13 protein-coding genes and 1 pseudogene are annotated in these 19,038 nt (G+C 74.9%); 4 read left to right on the top strand and 10 right to left on the bottom strand.

The window, feature by feature from the left end:
• The first annotated feature begins 104 nt into the window (after nt 1-104).
• Both ACF9IK_RS21845 and ACF9IK_RS21840 read left to right on the top strand, forming a co-directional pair.
• Nucleotides 105-1,550 (top strand): PspC domain-containing protein, encoded by a 1,446-nt coding sequence (locus ACF9IK_RS21845; RefSeq protein ID WP_395295824.1) that lies wholly within the window; start codon nt 105-107, stop codon nt 1,548-1,550.
• Entirely contained in the window at nt 1,547-1,771 is a 225-nt protein-coding gene (locus ACF9IK_RS21840; protein WP_395295823.1) for a hypothetical protein, read from the top strand. The genes ACF9IK_RS21845 and ACF9IK_RS21840 overlap by 4 nt, the downstream gene beginning before the upstream one ends.
• A 60-nt stretch (nt 1,772-1,831) precedes the next feature.
• Here the strand turns inward: ACF9IK_RS21840 and ACF9IK_RS21835 are convergent, their stop codons facing one another.
• The 8 genes and pseudogenes from ACF9IK_RS21835 to ACF9IK_RS21800 form a co-directional block, all read right to left on the bottom strand.
• Complete coding sequence (locus tag ACF9IK_RS21835) at nt 1,832-2,272, bottom strand: Rieske (2Fe-2S) protein (RefSeq protein ID WP_395298644.1); 441 nt, start codon at nt 2,270-2,272, stop codon at nt 1,832-1,834.
• A gap of 48 nt (nt 2,273-2,320) precedes the next feature.
• Nucleotides 2,321-2,845, bottom strand: a pseudogene (locus ACF9IK_RS21830) (DoxX family membrane protein); the annotation flags it as partial.
• Between the two features lie 193 nt (nt 2,846-3,038).
• The gene (gene guaA / locus ACF9IK_RS21825; RefSeq protein WP_395295822.1) at nt 3,039-4,634 is read right to left on the bottom strand and encodes a glutamine-hydrolyzing GMP synthase; all 1,596 of its coding nucleotides are present in this window, start codon (nt 4,632-4,634) and stop codon (nt 3,039-3,041) included.
• Nucleotides 4,635-5,766: 1,132 nt separating this feature from the next.
• On the bottom strand, nt 5,767-7,290 hold the full coding sequence (locus tag ACF9IK_RS21820) for a hypothetical protein (protein WP_395295821.1): 1,524 nt from the start codon (nt 7,288-7,290) through the stop codon (nt 5,767-5,769).
• 386 nt (nt 7,291-7,676) lie between these two features.
• A complete protein-coding gene (locus ACF9IK_RS21815) occupies nt 7,677-9,494 on the bottom strand; it encodes a GMC oxidoreductase (protein ID WP_395295820.1) in 1,818 nt (605 codons plus the stop codon).
• A gap of 122 nt (nt 9,495-9,616) precedes the next feature.
• Nucleotides 9,617-11,260, bottom strand: coding sequence for a succinic semialdehyde dehydrogenase (locus tag ACF9IK_RS21810; protein WP_395295819.1), 1,644 nt, complete (start codon nt 11,258-11,260; stop codon nt 9,617-9,619).
• Nucleotides 11,261-11,347: 87 nt separating this feature from the next.
• Nucleotides 11,348-13,111 (bottom strand): protein kinase domain-containing protein, encoded by a 1,764-nt coding sequence (locus ACF9IK_RS21805; protein WP_395295818.1) that lies wholly within the window; start codon nt 13,109-13,111, stop codon nt 11,348-11,350.
• A 158-nt stretch (nt 13,112-13,269) separates the two neighbouring features.
• Nucleotides 13,270-14,361 carry a protein kinase domain-containing protein gene (locus tag ACF9IK_RS21800; protein WP_395295817.1) on the bottom strand — a complete coding sequence of 364 codons (1,092 nt, stop codon included), beginning with the start codon at nt 14,359-14,361 and terminating at the stop codon, nt 13,270-13,272.
• Between the two features lie 59 nt (nt 14,362-14,420).
• Between ACF9IK_RS21800 and ACF9IK_RS21795 the strand changes: the two genes are divergently transcribed.
• Nucleotides 14,421-14,957, top strand: a complete 537-nt coding sequence (locus ACF9IK_RS21795) for an SHOCT domain-containing protein (RefSeq protein WP_395295816.1) — start codon at nt 14,421-14,423, stop codon at nt 14,955-14,957.
• A 10-nt stretch (nt 14,958-14,967) separates the two neighbouring features.
• Here ACF9IK_RS21795 and ACF9IK_RS21790 read toward each other — a convergent pair whose 3' ends face one another.
• The gene (locus ACF9IK_RS21790) at nt 14,968-16,992 is read right to left on the bottom strand and encodes a serine/threonine-protein kinase (protein ID WP_395295815.1); all 2,025 of its coding nucleotides are present in this window, start codon (nt 16,990-16,992) and stop codon (nt 14,968-14,970) included.
• 250 nt (nt 16,993-17,242) lie between these two features.
• On the opposite strand from ACF9IK_RS21790, the gene ACF9IK_RS21785 reads away from it, so the two are divergent.
• Nucleotides 17,243-17,806: a hypothetical protein gene (locus ACF9IK_RS21785; protein WP_395295814.1), complete on the top strand. Its 564-nt coding sequence runs from the start codon at nt 17,243-17,245 to the stop codon at nt 17,804-17,806.
• Nucleotides 17,807-17,862: 56 nt separating this feature from the next.
• Here ACF9IK_RS21785 and ACF9IK_RS21780 read toward each other — a convergent pair whose 3' ends face one another.
• Nucleotides 17,863-18,990, bottom strand: coding sequence for a GuaB3 family IMP dehydrogenase-related protein (locus ACF9IK_RS21780; protein WP_395295813.1), 1,128 nt, complete (start codon nt 18,988-18,990; stop codon nt 17,863-17,865).
• Nucleotides 18,991-19,038 lie beyond the last annotated feature (48 nt).

Below are 19,038 nucleotides of genomic sequence, written 5' to 3'. Positions count from 1 at the left end.
GGGCGCATCAGGGTCGGTCCCTACCCCCTCTCAGGGACAAGTCAGGGTACGGACAGGGCCGCGAGCGGTTGGGCGGGCGTCCGGGAGCCACCAGGATGGTGGGCATGACCGAGGACCACCGCACCCAGGAGGCCGGGCCGAGCGCCCCGCCTGCGCCGGACCGCCCTCCGCTGAACCGGACCGAGCACCACCGCGTGGTCGCCGGCGTCTGCGGCGGCCTGGGCCGGCATCTGGACATCGACCCGGTGGTCTTCCGCGTGGTGACGGTGGTGCTCTGCCTCTCCGGCGGCCTCGGCCTCTTCCTGTACGGGCTGGCCTGGTTGATCGTCCCGACCGAGCCGGTGCCGGACGGCAAGGGCGGCAGTCGGGCGGGCCGCACCGAGCTCCAGCGGGTGCTCACCGGCCGGGTGGACGGCCAGTCGGTCGGCGCGGTGCTGCTGACCGTGATCGGCACCGGCGTCTTCTTCTCCTCGATGGGCGACGGCGGCCAGTTCTTCCCGCTGCTGCTGCTCGCCGCGCTGGTCTTCCTGGCCGTCCGCTACGACCCGGAGCGCCACCGCGGCCGGGTGCGCGGACGCCGGCGCGGCCGGGGGCACCCGCACGGCCCGTACGACCGGCTCTTCCCGGAGGCGGAGCCGACGGCCCCCGCCGCCGCCTGGACGCGCCCGGCCGAGGACGAGGCGGTCCGCGAGCGGCACGCCCGGGAGCGGGCCGCCGGGACGGTGCCGGTCGACACCCCGCACGCCGGCCCGACCGGCTACCTGTGGGACCCGCGCCACCCCGAGCGCAACCCGTACGGCGAGGCCGGGGCGACCCCGCCGCCCGGGTGCACGGCCCAGCCCTGGTGGCAGCGCACCGACCTGCCGCAGGGCGACCCGCTGCGCAAGAGCGGCCCGGCCGCCCCGCCCCGGCCGCCGGTCGTGGTGCACCGGCGCCGGCGCGAGCACTCGCCGCTCGGCCTGATCGGGCTGCTACTGGCGGCCGGTGCGGCCACCGCGGTCTGGTCGGCCTCCTCCCGGGGGCACGGCGTCACCGTGGTGAGCGCCGCCGGGCTGGCGACGGCGCTGCTGGTGATCGGGGTGACGCTGCTGGTCGGCGCGAAGTTCGGCCGGGCCCGCAAGCTGGTCGTGCCCGGGCTGCTGCTGACGCTGGCGCTCACCTTCGTCGGCCACTCGCCGACGTCGATGCAGAACGCGGCCGGCGAGCGCAGCTGGACGGTCACCGCGCCCGCCGAGCTGGAGGAGCGCTACAGCCTCGGCGCCGGCGAGATGAGGCTCGACCTCGGCGGGCTGGACCCGGCGGGCGCCACCCTGGCGACCACCGTGGAGCTCGGCGCGGGACAGCTGACCGTGACCCTGCCCCGGGACGTGACGGTGAACCTGACGGCCCGGGTGCTGCTCGGCGACGTCAAGGCCCCCGGGGAGCCGGTCAGCCGACAGAACGTGACCCGCCGGTACCAGTACCACCCGTTGAACGGTCAGACATCCAAGGGCACGCTCGACCTGAGGCTGACGGTCGGGCTCGGCGACATCAAGGTGGTCCAGTCGTGAGGAAGCACCAGCTCGATCTCTTCTCCCTGATCGCGGGCGGGCTGTTCACCGTGCTCGCGGTGCTCTACCTGGTGGCCGCGCTCAACCACCAGTCGGTGAACGGCCGGATCGTCCTCCCGGTGACCTTCATCGTGCTGGGTGTCGGCGGACTGGTCGGCGCGGTCGCGGCGATGGCCCGGCGCGGCCGCCCGGAGGAGCCGGAGCAGGACGACACGTTCTGAGCACGAGACGGCGGAGGCCGGGTCGCCGTACGACCCGGCCTCCGCCGTCGGGCGAGCGGCTCAGCTCTGCAGCGGCCCGAGGTTCAACTCGTCGCCGTCCCTGGTGACGCTGTACTTCGGCAACGGCTTGGTGGCCGGGCCGTTCACCACCGCGCCGGTGGCGGCGTCGAACCGGGAGCCGTGGCAGGGGCAGTACATCTGCCCGTTCTTCGGCGCGTCGACCGCGCAGCCGGAGTGCGTGCAGACCGAGGAGAAGGCGCAGTACTGGCCCGCCTTGGGCTGCACGATGTAGACCGCGTCGCCGGTGGCCGGGTCCTTGACCTGGGCCGAGCCGCCGACCGGGACGTTCGCGGCGGCCACCGAGGCGGGCGGGCCGGCGGGGGCCGGGGCGGCGGACTGCTTGGGCTTGGCGGCGTTCTTGTCCCGCCCGAAGGTGTTGGTCAGCGAGCCGGTGAGCAGCCCGGCACCGCCGATCGCGACGGCCGCGATGCCGCCGTCCATCACGGCCCGCCGGCGGACGTGGCTCTCGGCCAGCCCGCGCTCGCGGTCCCGGGCGGCGCGCTTGGCCAGGTAGCCGTCCAGCGAGAGGTACGGGGTGCCGGCCAGCACCAGCGGGGTCCAGGCCATCAGGTAGGCGAGGTCGTTGCCGAGGTAGTACGGCGAGACGTTCCAGCTCACCGTCAGCCAGAGGCTCAGGTTGATCAGTGCACCGCCGAGCGCCGCCACCCGGCCCCAGAGGCCGAGCAGGGTGCCGAGGCCGACCGCCAGCTCGCCGAACACGACGGCCAGCGCGAACAGGGTGGGCGCGTCCAGCGCGAGGCCGAGCAGGAAGGAGATCGGGCTGGTGCCCTTCACGGCCTGGGTCTGCGAGACGAAGGAGGCCGGGTCGCCCGCGCCGGCCAGGTAGTGCGCGTCCGAGAGCTTGTCCAGGGACGCGTAGACGAAGGTGACCCCGAGGAAGATCCGCAGCGGCAGCAGCGCGTACTGCGACGCCACCGCCTTCCGCAGGGCCGCTCGCTCGGCCCTGCCGCCCGCGTCCGCGACGGTCGCCCCGGCGCCGCTGGCCTCCGACATTCCTCACACCTTCCTTCACGGCCCGCCAACGTCTGACAGGTCCGGTCCGCATTCTGCACGGTTGTGAGCGCTTTCGGTGGGAGGGCCCACCCGGTGGCTCCCCGTCCACCGCGAACGGCCGCGCCGCCGCTCCCTTGTATACGGGAACGACGGCGCGACCGTTCAATGCCGGTTCAGAACCGGTCGGGAGTGATCACTCCCACTCGATGGTGCCCGGCGGCTTGCTGGTGCAGTCCAGCACGACGCGGTTCACGTCACGGACCTCGTTGGTGATCCGGGTGGAGATCTTCGCGAGCACCTCGTAGGGCAGGCGCGACCAGTCGGCCGTCATGGCGTCCTCGGAGGAGACCGGGCGCAGCACGATCGGGTGGCCGTAGGTGCGGCCGTCGCCCTGGACGCCGACACTGCGGACGTCCGCCAGAAGGACGACCGGGCACTGCCAGATCTCGCGGTCCAGACCGGCGGCGGTCAGCTCCTCGCGGGCGATCGCGTCGGCCTCGCGGAGCAGGTCCAGGCGCTCCCTGGTGACCTCGCCGACGATCCGGATGCCCAGACCCGGGCCCGGGAACGGCTGGCGCTGGACGATCTCCTCCGGCAGGCCGAGCTCCTGGCCGACCATCCGGACCTCGTCCTTGAACAGCTTGCGCAGCGGCTCGACCAGCTGGAACTGCAGGTCCTCGGGCAGGCCGCCGACGTTGTGGTGGGACTTGATGTTGGCGGTGCCGGTACCGCCGCCGGACTCCACCACGTCCGGGTACAGGGTGCCCTGGACCAGGAACTCGACCGACTCGCCGTGCTCGCCGGCCTCGGCCACGATCTCGGCCTGCGCCTGCTCGAAGACCCGGATGAACTCCCGGCCGATGATCTTGCGCTTCTCCTCCGGGTCGCTGACGCCCTTCAGCGCGTCCAGGAAGCGCTCCTGCGCGTCGACGACCTTCAGCTGGACGCCGGTGGCCGCGACGAAGTCCTTCTCGACCTGCTCGGTCTCGCCCTTGCGCATCAGGCCGTGGTCGACGTAGACGCAGGTGAGCTTGTCCCCGATGGCCTTGTTGACCAGGGCGGCCGCGACCGCCGAGTCCACGCCGCCGGAGAGGCCGCAGATGGCGCGCTTGTCGCCGACCTGGGCGCGGATCAGCGCGACCTGCTCGTCGACCACGTTGCCGGTGGTCCAGGTCGGCGCGATGCCGGCGCCGCGGTAGAGGAAGTGCTCCAGGATCTGCTGGCCGTGGTCGGAGTGCAGCACCTCGGGGTGGTACTGGACGCCGTAGAGACGCGCCTCGTCGTTCTCGAAGGCCGCGACCGGCACCAGGTCGGTGGAGGCGGTGACGGTGAAGCCCTCCGGGGCGGCGGAGCAGGCGTCGCCGTGCGACATCCACACCGAGTGCTGCGCCGGGACGCCCTCGAACAGGGTGGAGCCGGCGCGGGAGACGGCCAGCGGGGTACGGCCGTACTCCCGGGCGCCGGTGTTGTCGACGGTGCCGCCGAGGGTGATGGCCATCAGCTGGAAGCCGTAGCACATGCCGAAGACCGGGACGCCGGCCTCGAAGAGCGCGCGGTCGAGCCGCGGCGCGCCCTCCTCGTACACCGAGGACGGGCCGCCGGAGAGGATGATCGCCTTCGGGTTCTTGGCGAGCATCTCGGCGACCGGCATGCTGCTCGGCACGATCTCGCTGTAGACCCGGGCCTCACGCACCCGTCGGGCGATGAGCTGGGCGTACTGGGCACCGAAGTCGACGACCAGGACGGTGTCGGTCTCGGGTGCGTTCTGGTCGGGAATAGCAGAGGACACGGACGGCCTTCCGGCAGCGGTATCTAGCGTGTCGCACGCTTGGCGCCCCCGGCTGGGGCGGCGGCGACGGGCGGGGGTCTCACCCCGAGTCTACCGGGCTGGCCGGTTTCACTCGTCTGCCCGTCCAAGAGACCGTGACCGCGCGGGCCGCCGGTTCGTTGCTTCAGACGACCGTGCCACCGCGCCGCGCCCGCCAGGCGCGCCGCCTCCGCCCCGGCCGGGGCACCGCCGCACGGACTTGCAGGACCACGCGTGGAGCTCATCCCAGTCCACCGGCGCACGTGGTGCCACCGCCGTCCCGGCCCGCCGGGAGCGGGGGCGCCGTGGGACCGTGCGCGGGTGCAGCGGCCGGCCAGCAGGGGACAGCGACCCCGGCCGCGACTGGACCAAGGAGGTGGGGCGGTCGGCGCCCGGGGACGCCCGGAGGCCGGCCGCCGCACCCCGGCCCGCCCCGGGCGCACACCGTTCACCGCCCCGCGCCGCTACGCGCGTCCTCGTGCGCTCCGGCGCCACCACTACGCACCGTGATCATCCAACCCACCCTGCCCGGGTGTCACAGAGTGCCTCCACGCGGCCCCGGCCGGGCCGGACCGGAACGGCCGGGCCGAAAATGGACTGTGCCGAATCATGCCGAATCGGTTGCAGAGCAAGCCCTTCGTCCAGCACGATGCTGCGTGGAAGAGGTTCTCCCGATGGCCGAAGGCCTACTGCGGAGTACCGTCCCGGTGCCGCCGAGACCCGCGGTGGCAACGATTATCACCTCACGCTCCGTGAGCGAAGGTCCGCTGCAGACCTGCACGCCGGCCCCGTACCGCGAGCGTGCGCGCCCCGCGCGACCGGCCCACCCGCGCCGGATCGCGACGGTGCGACCCGAAGCCGACCGACCCGACGGCGCTCCTCCCCCGGCGCCGTCACCCCAGCACCGGCGCAGCCCTGACGCCGTGTGCTGAACGACAAAGGGCCCCGTTCCCCCGCGGGGCCCTTTGCCCTGTCCGCGCCCCCTCGCCCGGTCCGCCCTGCCGGCCCGTCCGCCCTGCCGGCCCGTGCTGCGCACCGGTCGTGCGCCACGTCCTGTGCGCCGGGCGCGGGACGGCCCCGCGGCCCGGTGCGCGGCGTGCGCCCGGTCGACCCGCTAGAGGTGCTTGCGCCAGACGCTCGGGTCCGCCGGGGGGTCGGCGGGCGGGATCGGGTCGCTGTGGGAGCCGATCACCTCGCTCACCCCCAGGCCCGGCGCGAACGGCTCCGCCGCGGGCGCGGGCGCGGAGTCGGGCGCGGCCCCGGGCGCAAGGCCGGCGGCGTCCAGCGGGCCGCCCTGCCGGGGTACCGCGGCGACCGCGCCATCGGGTGCGCCGCCGCGGACCGCCGTCAGCAGCGGCGGCAGCGCGAGCGCACCGACCGCCGCCCAGATCGCATTGGCCGCCAGCACCGTGCCGAACACCAGGCCGGCCGAGTACTCCTGGCTGAGGTCCCGACTGCGACCGGAGTACGTCGACGTGGCGCCGGAGCTGACCAGTGCCCCGGCCACCGTCATCAGCAGCGTCAGCCCCACCGCGTGGACCGCAGCGAGCCGGAGCCGGTCGGCCGCGTCGAGCTGCCGCCGGTACGCCGTCCAGCCCAGGTAGGCCGCGGCGACCAGCGCGAGCAGGCCGGTCCACCGCCAGTCGGCGCTCTCCCCGTGCAGGTCGAAGAAGGAGAAGTCGGCGTCGTCCGCGCGGCCGCCGGCCTCCCATGGCCCGGTGGACCCGCCGCGCCCGTCGTCGCTGCCGCCCCGGAGGGTCGCGCCCGAGCCGATGCCGAGCAGCAGCAGGCCGGCGTTCGGCAGGAAGGCCACGGAGACGCCGGTCTGCCAGCCCTCGCCCTGGACAGCGATCAGCACGAAGGCGGTGAGCGCGGACAGGCCGACCGTGAACGCCAGCGCCCGGCCCGCGCTGAGGCCGGCCACCGCCCAGCCGCGCACCGCCCGGTTGCGCCAGGCCGCCCAGCGCAGCGCGTCGGTGCCGTGTACGGCGAGGGCGAGCAGCCCGGCGAGCAGGGCGGTCCAGCCGGCCGCCTGCAGCCAGCCGGCGTCCGTGGTGTACGTGGCCCGGCCGAACAAACTGCCGTAGTCGAAGTCGCCGGGGCGGTCGCCACCGCGCGACCCGCCGGGGTGCCACTCGGCACCGGCGACGAGGCCCAGCAGCAGCGTCACGCCGCCCGCGACCAGCGCGGTCCGCAGCGCCTCGCCGACCGCCTGCCTCCGGGTCTGCTGCTCACCGGTCCGGGCCTGCCGGGCGCGCGCACCCGCGCGCAGGCCCAGCCAGAGTGCGAACAGCCAGGCCGCGGTGACCGTCATCGGCACCAGCCGCACCGTGGTCTCACTGGCGCCGGCGCCACGCAGCGTGCCGAGGTCGACGCCCAGCCGGAACGGCGCGCCGAGCGCGGCCAGGGCCATGGCCAGCGCGGAGCCGAAGCGGTCGTCGAACCCGGGCGCCTCGAAGTAGAACGAATACCCGTAGTCGTCCGGGATCGCGGCGATCAGGGCGGCGAGCAGGAGCACCACGGTCGGCGCGATCAGCGCACGCAGCGCCGGACGCCAGTCCTCGCCGGTGAGCCAGCGCAGGGCGGCCGGCTGCGCCGCGGCCGGGTCGTACGGCAGGCCCGCGCCCCAGCTGCCCACGGCAGGGGGAACCGCGAGCGGCACGGCGGGCGGCGGGTACCCGGGCGCGGCGGGCTGAACCGACGGAGCCGGCGGCGCGGCGGGCTGTACCGGCGGGGCCGGTGGAGCGGCCGGCACCGCAGCCGGCGCCGCGACCGGGGGCGGCGGCACCGCCGGGGCCGCGGGTGGGGCGGGCGGCGGCAGGGACGGCGCGAGCGGCCGTCCGCACGAGGCGCAGCCGAGCGCCCCCTCCGCCGAAGCCGCACCGCACGCTGCGCAGATGGCCATGAACCGCGTTCCCCCCGGTCGAACGAGCCCCTGGTCCCCCCAGGGAGCCCGTTTATCCCACCGCGCCCGGAGGGATGTCAACCGGCGCCGGCGCGCCGCCGCCCCGTCCTGACGCAGGATCAGGAGTCAGCCGGCTCGGCCTTCTTCGGCACCTTCGGGACGGCCAGCAGCGGCAGCCGCAGCGCACCGAAGGCGTCCGCCGGCACCGCCGGGCGCACCGGCACGACCGGTTCGACCCGCCGGTAGGCGTCGCCCGGGGCCGGGCGGGGGTCCTGCTCGCCCTTGTTGGGCCACATCGACATGGCGCGCTCGGCCTGGGCGGTGATCGTCAGCGAGGGGTTGACCCCGAGGTTGGCGGAGACGGCCGCCCCGTCCACCACGCTGATGCCCGGGTGGCCGTAGAGGCGGTGGTACGGGTCGACCACGCCGGTCTCGGCGGAGTCGCCGATCGGGCAGCCGCCGAGGAAGTGCGCGGTCATCGGGATGTCGAAGATCTCCCCGACGGTGCTGCCCGCGAAGCCGTTGATCTCCCCGGCCAGCGCCTGGGCGCCCTGCTCGGCGGCCGGGATCCAGGTCGGGTTCGGCGCGCCGTGGCCCTGGGTGGAGGTCAGCTGGCCCTTTCCGAGGCCGCTCTTCTTGAGCGAGACGGTGATCGAGTTGTCCAGCGACTGCATCACCAGGCCGATGATCGTCCGCTCCGACCAGCGGCGCTGGTTCATCGAGCGGGCGAAGGTGACCGGGTGCCGGACCGAGTTGCCCAGGTAGCGCAGCCAGCGCGGTCCCTTCCCGGCACCCCTGACCTGCGCGATCGAGAGCGCGCCCATCGCGTTGGACCCCTTGCCGTAGCGCACCGGCTCGATGTGGGTGTTCTCGTTCGGGTGGATCGAGGAGGTGATCGCGACGCCCTTGGTGAAGTCCGCCCGGCTGCCGTACCGCCGGTCGGTGGTCTGGGCTCCGACCAGCGCCTCCGAGTTGGTCCGGGTCAGCTCGCCGAGCCGGGCCGACAGCCCCGGCAGGTGGCCGGCGTCGCGCATCCGGTGCAGCAGCGACTGGGTGCCGTACGTGCCGGCCGCGACCACCACCCGGGCGGCGGTGATGGTGCGCGCGCCCGCCTTGACCCGGTCGGTGGTCGAGCGGGCGTCGGTGCGGCGCACGTCCACGGCGAAGCCCTCGGTCCCGCGGGCGCCGCGGTGCTCGCGGATCCGGGCCACCGTGGTGAGCGGGTGGATCTCGGCGCCGCCGCGCTCGGCCAGGTGGAGGTAGTTCTCGGTGAGCATGTTCTTGGCGCCGTGCCGGCAGCCGGTCATGCACTCGCCGCACTCCACGCAGGCCTTCCGGGCGGGGCCGGCACCGCCGAAGTACGGGTCCGCGATCTCGTCGCCGGGGGCCGCCTCGGCCCGGCCGTCGGCATCCTTGCCGTCGCCGAAGAACACCCCGACCGGCGCCATGTGGAAGGTGTCGCCGACGCCCATCTTCTCGGCGGCCGCCTTCAGGTGGACGTCGGACGGGGTGACCGTCGGGTTGAGCCGGACGCCCAGCATCCGCTGCGCCTGGTCGTAGAACGGCGCCAGCTCCTCCTGCCAGTCGGTGATGTGCCGCCACTGGCGGTCCTCGAAGAAGGCCTTCGGCGGCACGTACAGGGTGTTGGCGTAGTTCAGCGAGCCGCCGCCGACCCCGGCGCCGGCCAGGATCAGCACGTTGGCCAGCAGGTGGATCCGCTGGATGCCGTAGAGGCCGAGCTTCGGCGCCCACAGGTACTTCGCGAGGTCCCAGGAGTTCCGGGGCAGCTCGTCGCGCTCGAAGCGCCGGCCGGCCTCCAGGACGGCGACCCGGTAGCCCTTCTCGGTCAACCGCAGCGCGGAGACCGAACCACCGAAGCCGGAGCCGACCACGACCACGTCGTAGTCGAACTCCGCCTCATCGCGGGACCCCACCATGTGCCTTGCTCCTTCGGGAAACGAAACGCGACGACGAAACGCGGAACGGGCGCGCCCCGGCTCGGGACGGCCGTGCACCGGCCCGGACGGGACCGGCCCGGACGGGACCGGCCCGGACCGGCCTACTTGAACCGCAGCGCCTTCAGCACCCGCAGCCCGCCGGTGAGCACCGCGGCGAACTGCCGGTCGTCCAGGCCGAAGGCGGGCGCGATCGGCACCAGCCGCTGGCTCGCGACGGTCTGCGCCTCGGTGTACCGCAGGATGCCCTCGGCGCCGTGCCGCCGGCCGAGCCCGGAGTCGCCCATTCCGCCCATCGGCGACGAGACCGAGCCGTACGCCGCCGCGTAGCCCTCGTTGACGTTGACCGTGCCGGTGCGCAGACGGGCCGCCAGCTGCCGGCCGCGCCGCAGGTCCTTGGTCCAGACGCTGGAGTTGAGGCCGTACGGGGTGGAGTTGGCCGCGGTGACCGCCTCGTCCTCGGTGTCGAAGCGGTAGACCGAGACCACCGGGCCGAAGGTCTCCTCGGCGCAGACCGCCATCTCCGCGGTGACGCCGTCCAGGATGGTCGGCTCGTGGAAGAACGGGCCGAGGTCCGGCCGGGCCCGACCGCCGGCCACCACGGTGGCACCGGCCTTGACCGCGTCCTCCACGTGCCGGACGGTGGCGTCCAGTTGCCGGACCGAGACGAGGGAACCCATGTCCGCGCCGTAGGCGAGGCCGCCGCCGAGGCGCAGCGCGCGGGTGCGCGCGGCGAACCTCGCCAGGAACTCGTCCGCCACCGAGCGGTGCACCAGCAGCCGCTCGATCGAGATGCAGAGCTGGCCGGCCGAGGAGAAGCAGGCGCGGACGGCGCCCTCGGCGGCCCGGTCGAGGTCGGCGTCGGCCAGCACCAGCATGGCGTTCTTGCCGCCGAGTTCGAGCGAGGCGCCGACCAGCCGGGCGGCGGCGCGCTGGGCCACCTCACGGCCGGTACGGGTGGAGCCGGTGAAGGAGACGTAGTCGGCGTGCTCGACCACGGCCGGGCCGATCACCGGGCCGTCGCCGATCACGACCTGCCAGAGGTCGGCCGGAAGCCCGGCCTCGACCAGCAGCTCACGGGCCCAGAGGGCGGTCAGCGCGGTCTGCGTGTCCGGCTTGTTGACCACGGCGTTGCCGGCCGCGAAGGCGGGCAGCGCGTCGCCGATGGAGAGCTCCAGCGGGTAGTTCCACGGCGAGATGTGCCCGATCACGCCCTTCGGCCGACGGGCCTCGATCGCCTGGGTGAGTACCGGCAGCGCGCCGCCGTGCCGCTTGTCCCGCAGGTAGGAGTGCGCGGCGCGGCCGTAGTGGCGGGCGGCCATGGCGACGGCCAGCACCTCCTCGAAGGCGTGCAGCCGGGCCTTGCCGGTCTCGGCCTGGATCAGGTCCAGCACCTCGTCCTGCCGCTTGAGCAGCAGGTCGTGGAAGCGCAGCAGGACGGCGGCCCGGCGGCGCACGGGCAGCGCGCCCCAGGCCGGCTGGGCGCGGCGGGCCAGCTGGAAGGCGACCTCGACGTCGGCCGGGGTGGACTGCGGCAGGCCGGCCAGGAGCTCGCCGGTCAGCGGGGCGACGGTCTCCACCAGGGCCGGCTCGCCGGCCGCGGTGATGCCGGCGGTGAGGCGGGTCACCAGCGACGGCGGGACGGCTGCGGCGACGGTGCGGCCGCCACCGGGGGCGGCGGGGTTGCGGTCCGCGGCACCGGCGCCGGGCTGCGCGATGGCCGGGGCATCTGCTGTGAGGTCCGTCATACGGCGCAGCCTAGGCGGTCGACGGCCCGTTCGGTACCCGTCGGTAACAAGTATCTGCCCCGATCGGGCGCATGCGGTCGCCGGTCGTCAACGGGTCGGCGTGAAGTAGTGCAGCACCGTGTTGAAGCGCTGCTCGGCCTCGTCCCACTCGGTGCCGTGTTCCGGGCTGGACGAGTAGATCGCGTAGCTGGTGCCGTCGTCGTCGATGAACTCCGCCTCGATCGCCCGGCGGCGGCCGCCCTCCTTGGCCGCGTAGCTGAACTCCCAGACCGCCGCGTCGTGCCCGTTGACCGCGACGCCGGTCAGCCTGTGCTGACGGTAGTCCTTCAGCTTGGAGACGGTCGTCTCCATCTGCCGCATGTGCTCCAGCGGCTTGACGGACTGGCCGACGGTGACGGCGAACTGCAGGTAGTGGGACTTGTTGTCCGGGCTGTAGAAGATCTGGTTGGCGGTGTCCGTGCTCCGCTGCCAGGCCGGCTTGGCCACCGGCAGCGGGAAGCGGAAGCCGGCCGGATCGTCCGCCCACCGGAATCCGGTGGGCGGCGGGTCGGCGGTGCCGGAGGGCTGCGGCTCGTCCGAGGCGGTCGGCAACGGGTCCACGGCCGGTGGCCCGGAGTGCCGGGTGGCCAGGAAGGTCGCCCCGGCGGCCAGGACGGCCACCGCCAGCGCGGCCGCGGCCAGCCGAAGCACGTTGCGGCGCTTGGCCGGACCGCGCGCGGGCGCGACGGGGTGCGCCACCGGCGCGGTCGGTGAGGTGTACGCCGCAGCCGCCTCGGGAGGCGCCCCCACCACCCCGGCGGTCCCGAGCACGGCGGGGCCCGCACCGGCTCCACCGTCGACCTCGGGCACCGACCCCGTGTCGGCCCCGGGGGCCGGCACCGCCGGGCGCGCCGCGGTCGGCGGCTCCGACTCGGCGGCCGCCGGCTGCTCCGGCCCCTCGGTCCGGTCCGCCACCGGCACCGACTGGGTCGGCGTCTTCACCGACGCGACCGGCTTGAAGCCCATGGTGTGCCCGGCCTTCACGTCGGCCAGCATCCGGGCCGCCTCGTCGGCGGTCGGCCGGTCGGCCGGGTCCTTGGCCATCAGCGCCGCCAGGACCGGGCCCAGCGCGCCGGCCCGGCGCGGCTCCGGCAGCGGGTCGCCGACGACGGCGGCGAGCGTGGTCAGCGGCGAGGTCCGGCGGAACGGCGACTCGCCCTCCACCGCCGCGTACAGCGTCGCGCCGAGGCCCCAGAGGTCCGAGGCCGGGCCCGGCCGCTCGCCCTGGGCCCGCTCCGGCGCCAGGTAGTCCGGCGAGCCGACCAGGTCACCCGGCCGCGTCAGCTCGGTCGAGCCCTCGTAGGTCGCGATGCCGAAGTCCAGCAGCACCACCCGCCCGGTGCCGCGCTCCAGCAGGACGTTGGCCGGCTTCACGTCCCGGTGCAGCACGCCCAGCTGGTGACCCCGGTGCAGGGCCGCCAGCACCTGGCTGCCGACCTCGGCGACGGCGCGCGGCTGCAGGGTCCCGTCCTGGCTGATCACATCGGCCAGCGAGCGGCCGTCGACCAGCTCCATCACGATCCACGGTCGGCCGTCCTGCTCCAGCACGTCGTGGACGGTGATCACGCCGGGGTGCTTGATCCGGGCGGCCGCGCTGGCCTCCCGCTTCATCCGGGCGTGCAGGATCTGGAGCTCCTCCTCGGGGAGGTGGCTGACGGTGAGCTCCTTGACCGCGACCTCGCGGTCCAGCATCCGGTCCCAGGCCCGCCAGACCGTGCCCATCCCGCCGCGGCCCAGACGGTCCCCCAGCTCGTACCGCCCGGCCAGCAGCCGCTCCACCTCGGCCGCGTCCGGCCGGTCCTGCACGCCCATCGGCGACCGCTCCCCCTCATCCACCTGCCGTCACCGCGACGGAGGGCCTGGTGCAGACCACAGTTCGAACAAATCCCACGCACAGATTAGGCGGCCCGTCCCCGCCCCGGTAATCTCCCCCGGCGCCCGAACCGGCCACGGCCGCCCGGCGGGCACCGTCAGCCTGCGAACATCACCACGGCGGCCACGCCTAACACCAGCAGCAGGAGGACCCCGCCGACCAGGACGGGGCCCAGCAGCGCCGGCGGAATCCGCGGCGGCCGCGGCTCCGGCCCGGCGTCGGCCGCCGCCACCCCCCGGTCCGCACCGCCCCGCCCGCGCCGACGCGGGTCCAGCGGCACCAGCGGGCCCTCCGGTCGCACCGCGAGCGCCCGGGCCGGCCGCTCGCCGTCGACCGGCTCGGGCACGCCCACCAGCAGCGCCGCCAGCTCCCGGCGTACGGCCGCCGCGCTCGGCCGCCGCCCCGGGTCCGGCTGCAGCAGCCGCTCCGCCAGCGGCGCCAGCGGCCCGCACGCCGCCGCGGGCTCCCGCCGGCCGTCCCGCACCGCCGTCACCAGCTCCGGTACATCCGGCTCGGGGAACGGCGACCGGCCGGTCACCAGCCTTTGCAGCAGCACGCCGAGCGCCCAGCAGTCGCCGGCCGCGCCGCCGTCCAGCGGCCACCGCTCGGCGACCGGCCCGACCAGGGCGGCCCGCACGTCGTAGCGGCGGCGACCGGCCGGTCCGCCCAGCTCCTCGGCCAACGCCTCCTCGGCCACCCCGGGCAGCAACCCGCCGAGCATCGCCGCGCCGTCCTCGCAGACCAGCACCGAATCGACGGTCAGATTGCCGTGCACGAGCCCGGCCTCGTGCAGCGCCCGCAGCGCGCCCGCCAGATCGGCCGTCACCTCGGCCACCCGGTAGGGCGGGAGCGGACCGTCCGCCACCAAGTCGGCGAGCGCGACGCCGACCGGCGACTCCTCGACCGTCCAGAGCACGTCGCCGTCGACGAACGCCCCGGCCCCCTGCAGCAGTCGGGGGTGCGCCGGCGCCGCCGACCCGGCGGCCGCCACCTTCCGCACCAGCCGCTCGCCCTGCTCGGGCATCGGTTCGTCGGGTTCGTGGCCGCCTGTCAGCACGGGCGGCAGCTCCAGGCCGCGCAGCCGGACGGTACCGCCCGTCCGCTCGTCCACCGCGTACGCACGCAGCGCCTCCGGACGGTCCGTCAGCCGGTAGCGCCCTGCCAGTGTCCGACCCGGGCCCGCTCGCATGCGTGTTCCTCTCGCTCGCGCCCCAGCCTAGTTGGCGCCGCCGCATTAGGCTCGATCCCATGGACTGGACCGATCTGATCGACACGGCCTTCGACGTGGCCGGCAACAGCAGCAGTAGCACGCGGGCCGAGGCTCTGCGAACCGTCGAGGCGAGCGTCGTGCCCGACGAGAAGCCGGTCGCGTCGACGGCCGGGCGCCATCCCGACCACTTCCGCAAGGGGGTGCTGGTCCTCACGACCCACCGGCTGCTCTTCCTCAAGGACGGCAAACCGCCCGTCCCGGTTCCGCTTTCCGCGGTCACCGACGCGACCGTGACGAAGAGCCGGATCAACGGCGAGGTGCTGCTGGTGGTCGCGCTCACCGGCTCGCACCGCTTCGAGGACGTGGTCAAGGCCGAGGTCTTCGCCGACCAGGTCCGCACCGCCGCCCGGCTGGCCCGGGAGGCGAAGCAGACCTCCCCGGCCGCCGCCCCGGCCGCGGTGCCCTCGTCCGGCGCCGACCTGCTGGACCAGTTGGAACGCCTCGCCGCCCTACACACCTCCGGGGCGCTCACCGACGAGGAGTTCAGCCGCGCCAAGCAGCGCCTGATCGGCTGACCACCCGGCGCTAGGGCGCGGGCTGGAAGGTGCTGAACACGACGTCCCGGACGCTCGCCTGCGCACCCCAGTCCGCGTCCGGCACGATCCAGTAGATCGAGTAGCCGTACTTGGCGGGCGTGCCGGTGACGAAGCCCCGGTTGAGCGAGTGCATCTTGGGCGTGCCGTTGGTCCACTCCCAGTCCGCCGCGTTGGTCCACTGCCGGTAGGTGATCGCCGTCAGGTTCAGCCGCTGGTAGTTGCTCACCTGGCCGCGCACCGAGGGCTCCGACTCCTGCCAGTCGGCGACGGCGCTGGGGCCGGGCGTGTTGGTCCACTCGATCCGCAGCTGGCTGCCGTTGGCACCCTTGAAGATGCGCCGGTTGGAGTCGGATCCGGCGGGCTGCAACCAGTCGGGCAGCGCCACCGAGAAGCCGGAGGGGTCCTTGTACTCACGGAACCCGGCGGGCACCGCCGGGCCGGCCGGGGTCGGCGCCGCCGCGGAGGACGGGGCCGCCGGGCTGCCGGCCGCGGTGCCGGGGGCCGTGGCGGCCGGGGTGGCACCGCCGGGCGCGGCCGCGGTCTGCGCGGGGGGCGCCGGGGGCGCCGCACCGGTGGGCGCGGCCGGCGGGGTGGCCCCCGCGGGCGTGCTCGCGCCCGGGGTGCTCGCCGCCGGCGCCGAGGACTCCTGCTCCGCCGGCGAGGTGCCGGTGGCGCTCGCGCCGGTGGTGGCCGCCGCCGCGGAGCTGTGGCCGGTGCCCTTGGGCGACCGCTGGTCGGAACCGCCGAAGGCCTGCACCACCGCGACCACGCCGGCGATCAGCAGCAGCACGACGACCGCGGTGGCCACGGCCAGCCGCCGCCGGCCGGTGCGCGGGTCGGCGCCGGCCGCCTGGGTCGCGCCCAGGGTCCACTCGCTGGTCACCGGCCGGATCGGCTCGGTCGGCGGCGTGGCGGCGCGCTCGGCGGCCTCACCGGCGCCACGCGGTTCCACGGCCGCCGCACCGCCGTCGGCGGCCCCGGCCGCCGGCTGCTTCTCGTCCTTGGCCCGGCTGCCGACCCGGACGGTGCCGAGCAGCCCGCCGACCGGCGGCTTCCCGGCCGGCTTCGTCGGCTTCGCCGGGCTCTCGGGCGCACCCGCCGGCTTCTCGACGTCGGTGGCTGCGCCGGTGCCGGCCGCCTTCACCGGCATCGCGTGCTCGGTGGTCGACTCCGCCCGTGCGACGGCCTCGGCGACCACCCGCTTGAGCATCGACCGGGTCTGAGAGGCGTCCAGCCGCTCGGCCGGGTCCTTGGCCAGCAGGCCCTCGATCACCGGCCGCAGCGGCCCGGCGTTCAGCGGCGTGCTGAGCTCCTCGGTCATCACCGCCGTCAGGGTGGCCAGCGCCGAGCCCCGGTCGTACGGCGGCCGCCCCTCGACCATCGCGTACAGCGTTCCGCCCAGCGACCAGAGGTCGGCCGGCGGGCCGGGCTTCTGCCCGCGGGCCCGTTCCGGGGATATGTACGAGGGGGCCCCGACCAGCATGCCGGTGGAGGTCACCGAAGCGTCCCCCTCCACGCTGGCGATGCCGAAGTCGGTGAGCACCACCCGGCCGTCCTCGCCGATCAGCACGTTGGACGGCTTCACGTCGCGGTGCAGGATGCCCAGCGCGTGTGCCGCGACGAGCACGCCCAGCACGTCCAGCGCGATCTCGGCCGCCCGGGCGGGCTCCAGCGGGCCGTCCTCCTTGATCACGTCGGCCAGCGAGCGGGACTCGACCAGCTCCATCACGATCCAGGGCCGGTCGTCCTCCTCGACCACGTCGAAGACGGTGACCGCCGAGTTGTGCCGGATCCGGGCCGTCGCCTTGGCCTCCCGCAGCGTACGGACGATCAGCCGGTGCTTCTCGTCCTCCTCGACGCTGCCGTTCATCCGCAGTTCCTTGACCGCGACGATCCGACCGAGCATCTCGTCCTCGGCGCGCCAGACGGTGCCCATGCCGCCGCGCCCGAGCACGGCGTTCAGCCGGTATCGGCCGGCCAGGAGCCGGCCGGTGGAACCCTGCGCCTGGGTCATTCGGAACGTTCCCCCATGTGGTGCTGGCCGGTCGTGACGACGCATCGGCCCGACGCCGGGCCCGAACGCCAAGCCTCCATCATCCCCTGTCCCGCGGGGTCGCGACCACCCGCCCCCCGGCCACCCTGGCTCCGTACCCGGCGCGAACCGGCGCTCCGTGCCCGATCTGTGATCGAAAACGCTGTTCGAGCACGCCGGGCCGCTGCTACCGTTCGGCAGCTCACAGTCTTTCCGGGGGGATTCGACGCCCATGACCGCACCCGCAGAAGGCGCTGACGGCCAGTCGGGACGGCCGCGGACGGCCGAGCACTACTCGGTGGCACCGGCGCAGGCCGCCCCCGAGGGTTACGTCGCCCCCGGCATGCCCGGCACCCCGGCGGCCGACTACCGGCCCGAACCCGCCGCCGAGCGGGCACGCCCCCGCCGGACCGGGGCGGCGGTCGCGGCCGCCGTCACCGCGATGCTGGCCGGCGCGGCCGCGTACGGCACCGCCCCGGCCCGGGTCGAGAGCACCATCGGCTGGCTGGCCATCGCCCTGGCCGCCGCCGTCGCCTGGCCGCTCGGCCGGCTCGGCGGCCGCAACCGCCTGCTGCCCCCGCTCGGCGCCCTGCTGGCGGCCGGTTCGCTCCTCCTCGGCCAGTTGCTCGGCCAGACGCTGCGCCTGCACGACCTGGCCGGAACCCCGTACGGCGAGCTGCTGCACGGCGCGCTGACGACCTGGCGGGCCGAGCGCCACCCGCTGGACCTCGCCTTCTACGGGATCGCCCTGATCGGCGGTTTCCTGCTCACCCGCCGCACGGCCAACCCCGACTGACGGCAGGGCCCCCGCCGGATCGCGATCCGGCGGGGGCCCTGCTGCAGTCGTCGGGCTCAGCGGTGGTTGAGCGCCGGGTTGACCGTCACCTCGACGCGCTGGAACTCCTTGAGCTCCGTGTAGCCCGTGGTGGCCATCGCGCGGCGCAGTGCGCCGAACAGGTTCATGGTGCCGTCGGGGGTGTGCGACGGGCCGGTGAGGATCTCCTCGGTGCTGCCGACGGTGCCGAGGTCCACCCGCTTGCCGCGCGGCAGCTCATCGTGCACGGCCTCCATGCCCCAGTGGAAGCCCTTGCCGGGCGCGTCGGTGGCGCGGGCCAGCGCCGCACCGATCATCACCGCGTCGGCGCCGCAGGCGACGGCCTTGGGGATGTCGCCGCTGTAGCCGACGCCGCCGTCCGCGATCACGTGCACGTAGCGGCCGCCGGACTCGTCCATGTAGTCGCGGCGCGCGGCCGCCACGTCGGCGACGGCGGTGGCCATCGGCACCTGGATGCCGAGGACGTTGCGGGTGGTGTGGGCGGCGCCGCCGCCGAAGCCGACCAGCACGCCGGCCGCGCCGGTGCGCATCAGGTGCAGCGCGGCGGTGTAGGTGGCGCAGCCGCCGACGATGACCGGGACGTCCAGCTCGTAGATGAACTGCTTCAGGTTGAGCGGCTCGGCGCCGCTGGAGACGTGCTCGGCCGAGACCGTGGTACCGCGGATGACGAAGACGTCGACGCCGGCGTCCACGACGGCCTTGGAGAACTCGGCGGTGCGCTGCGGCGAGAGTGCGGCGGCGGTGACCACGCCGGAGTCGCGGACCTCCTGGATCCGCTGCTTGATCAGCTCGGCCTGGATCGGGGCGGAGTAGATCTCCTGCAGGCGGCGGGTGGCGGCGGCCTCGTCCGGGATCGAGGCGATCTCGTCCAGGAGCGGCTGCGGGTCCTCGTAGCGGGTCCAGAGACCTTCCAGGTTGAGCACGCCCAGGCCGCCGAGGCGTCCGATCGCGATGGCCTGCTGCGGGGAGACCACGCTGTCCATCGGGGCGGCCAGGAACGGCAGCTCGAAGCGGTAGGCGTCGATCTGCCAGGCGATCGAGACCTCCTTCGGGTCACGCGTACGGCGGCTGGGGACGACGGCGATGTCGTCGAAGGAGTACGCCCGGCGGCCGCGCTTGCCTCGCCCGATCTCGATCTCAGTCACTTCGAGCCCTTCTGGTTTGTTGCTCATGCCCGCCGGGTCACCCCGGCC

This window comes from Kitasatospora hibisci (assembly GCF_043950205.1).
In the GTDB taxonomy this organism is placed as follows: domain Bacteria; phylum Actinomycetota; class Actinomycetes; order Streptomycetales; family Streptomycetaceae; genus Kitasatospora; species Kitasatospora hibisci.
The sequence above is the reverse complement of the archived record's forward strand: the minus strand, read 5'-3'. Positions and strand labels throughout refer to the sequence as shown.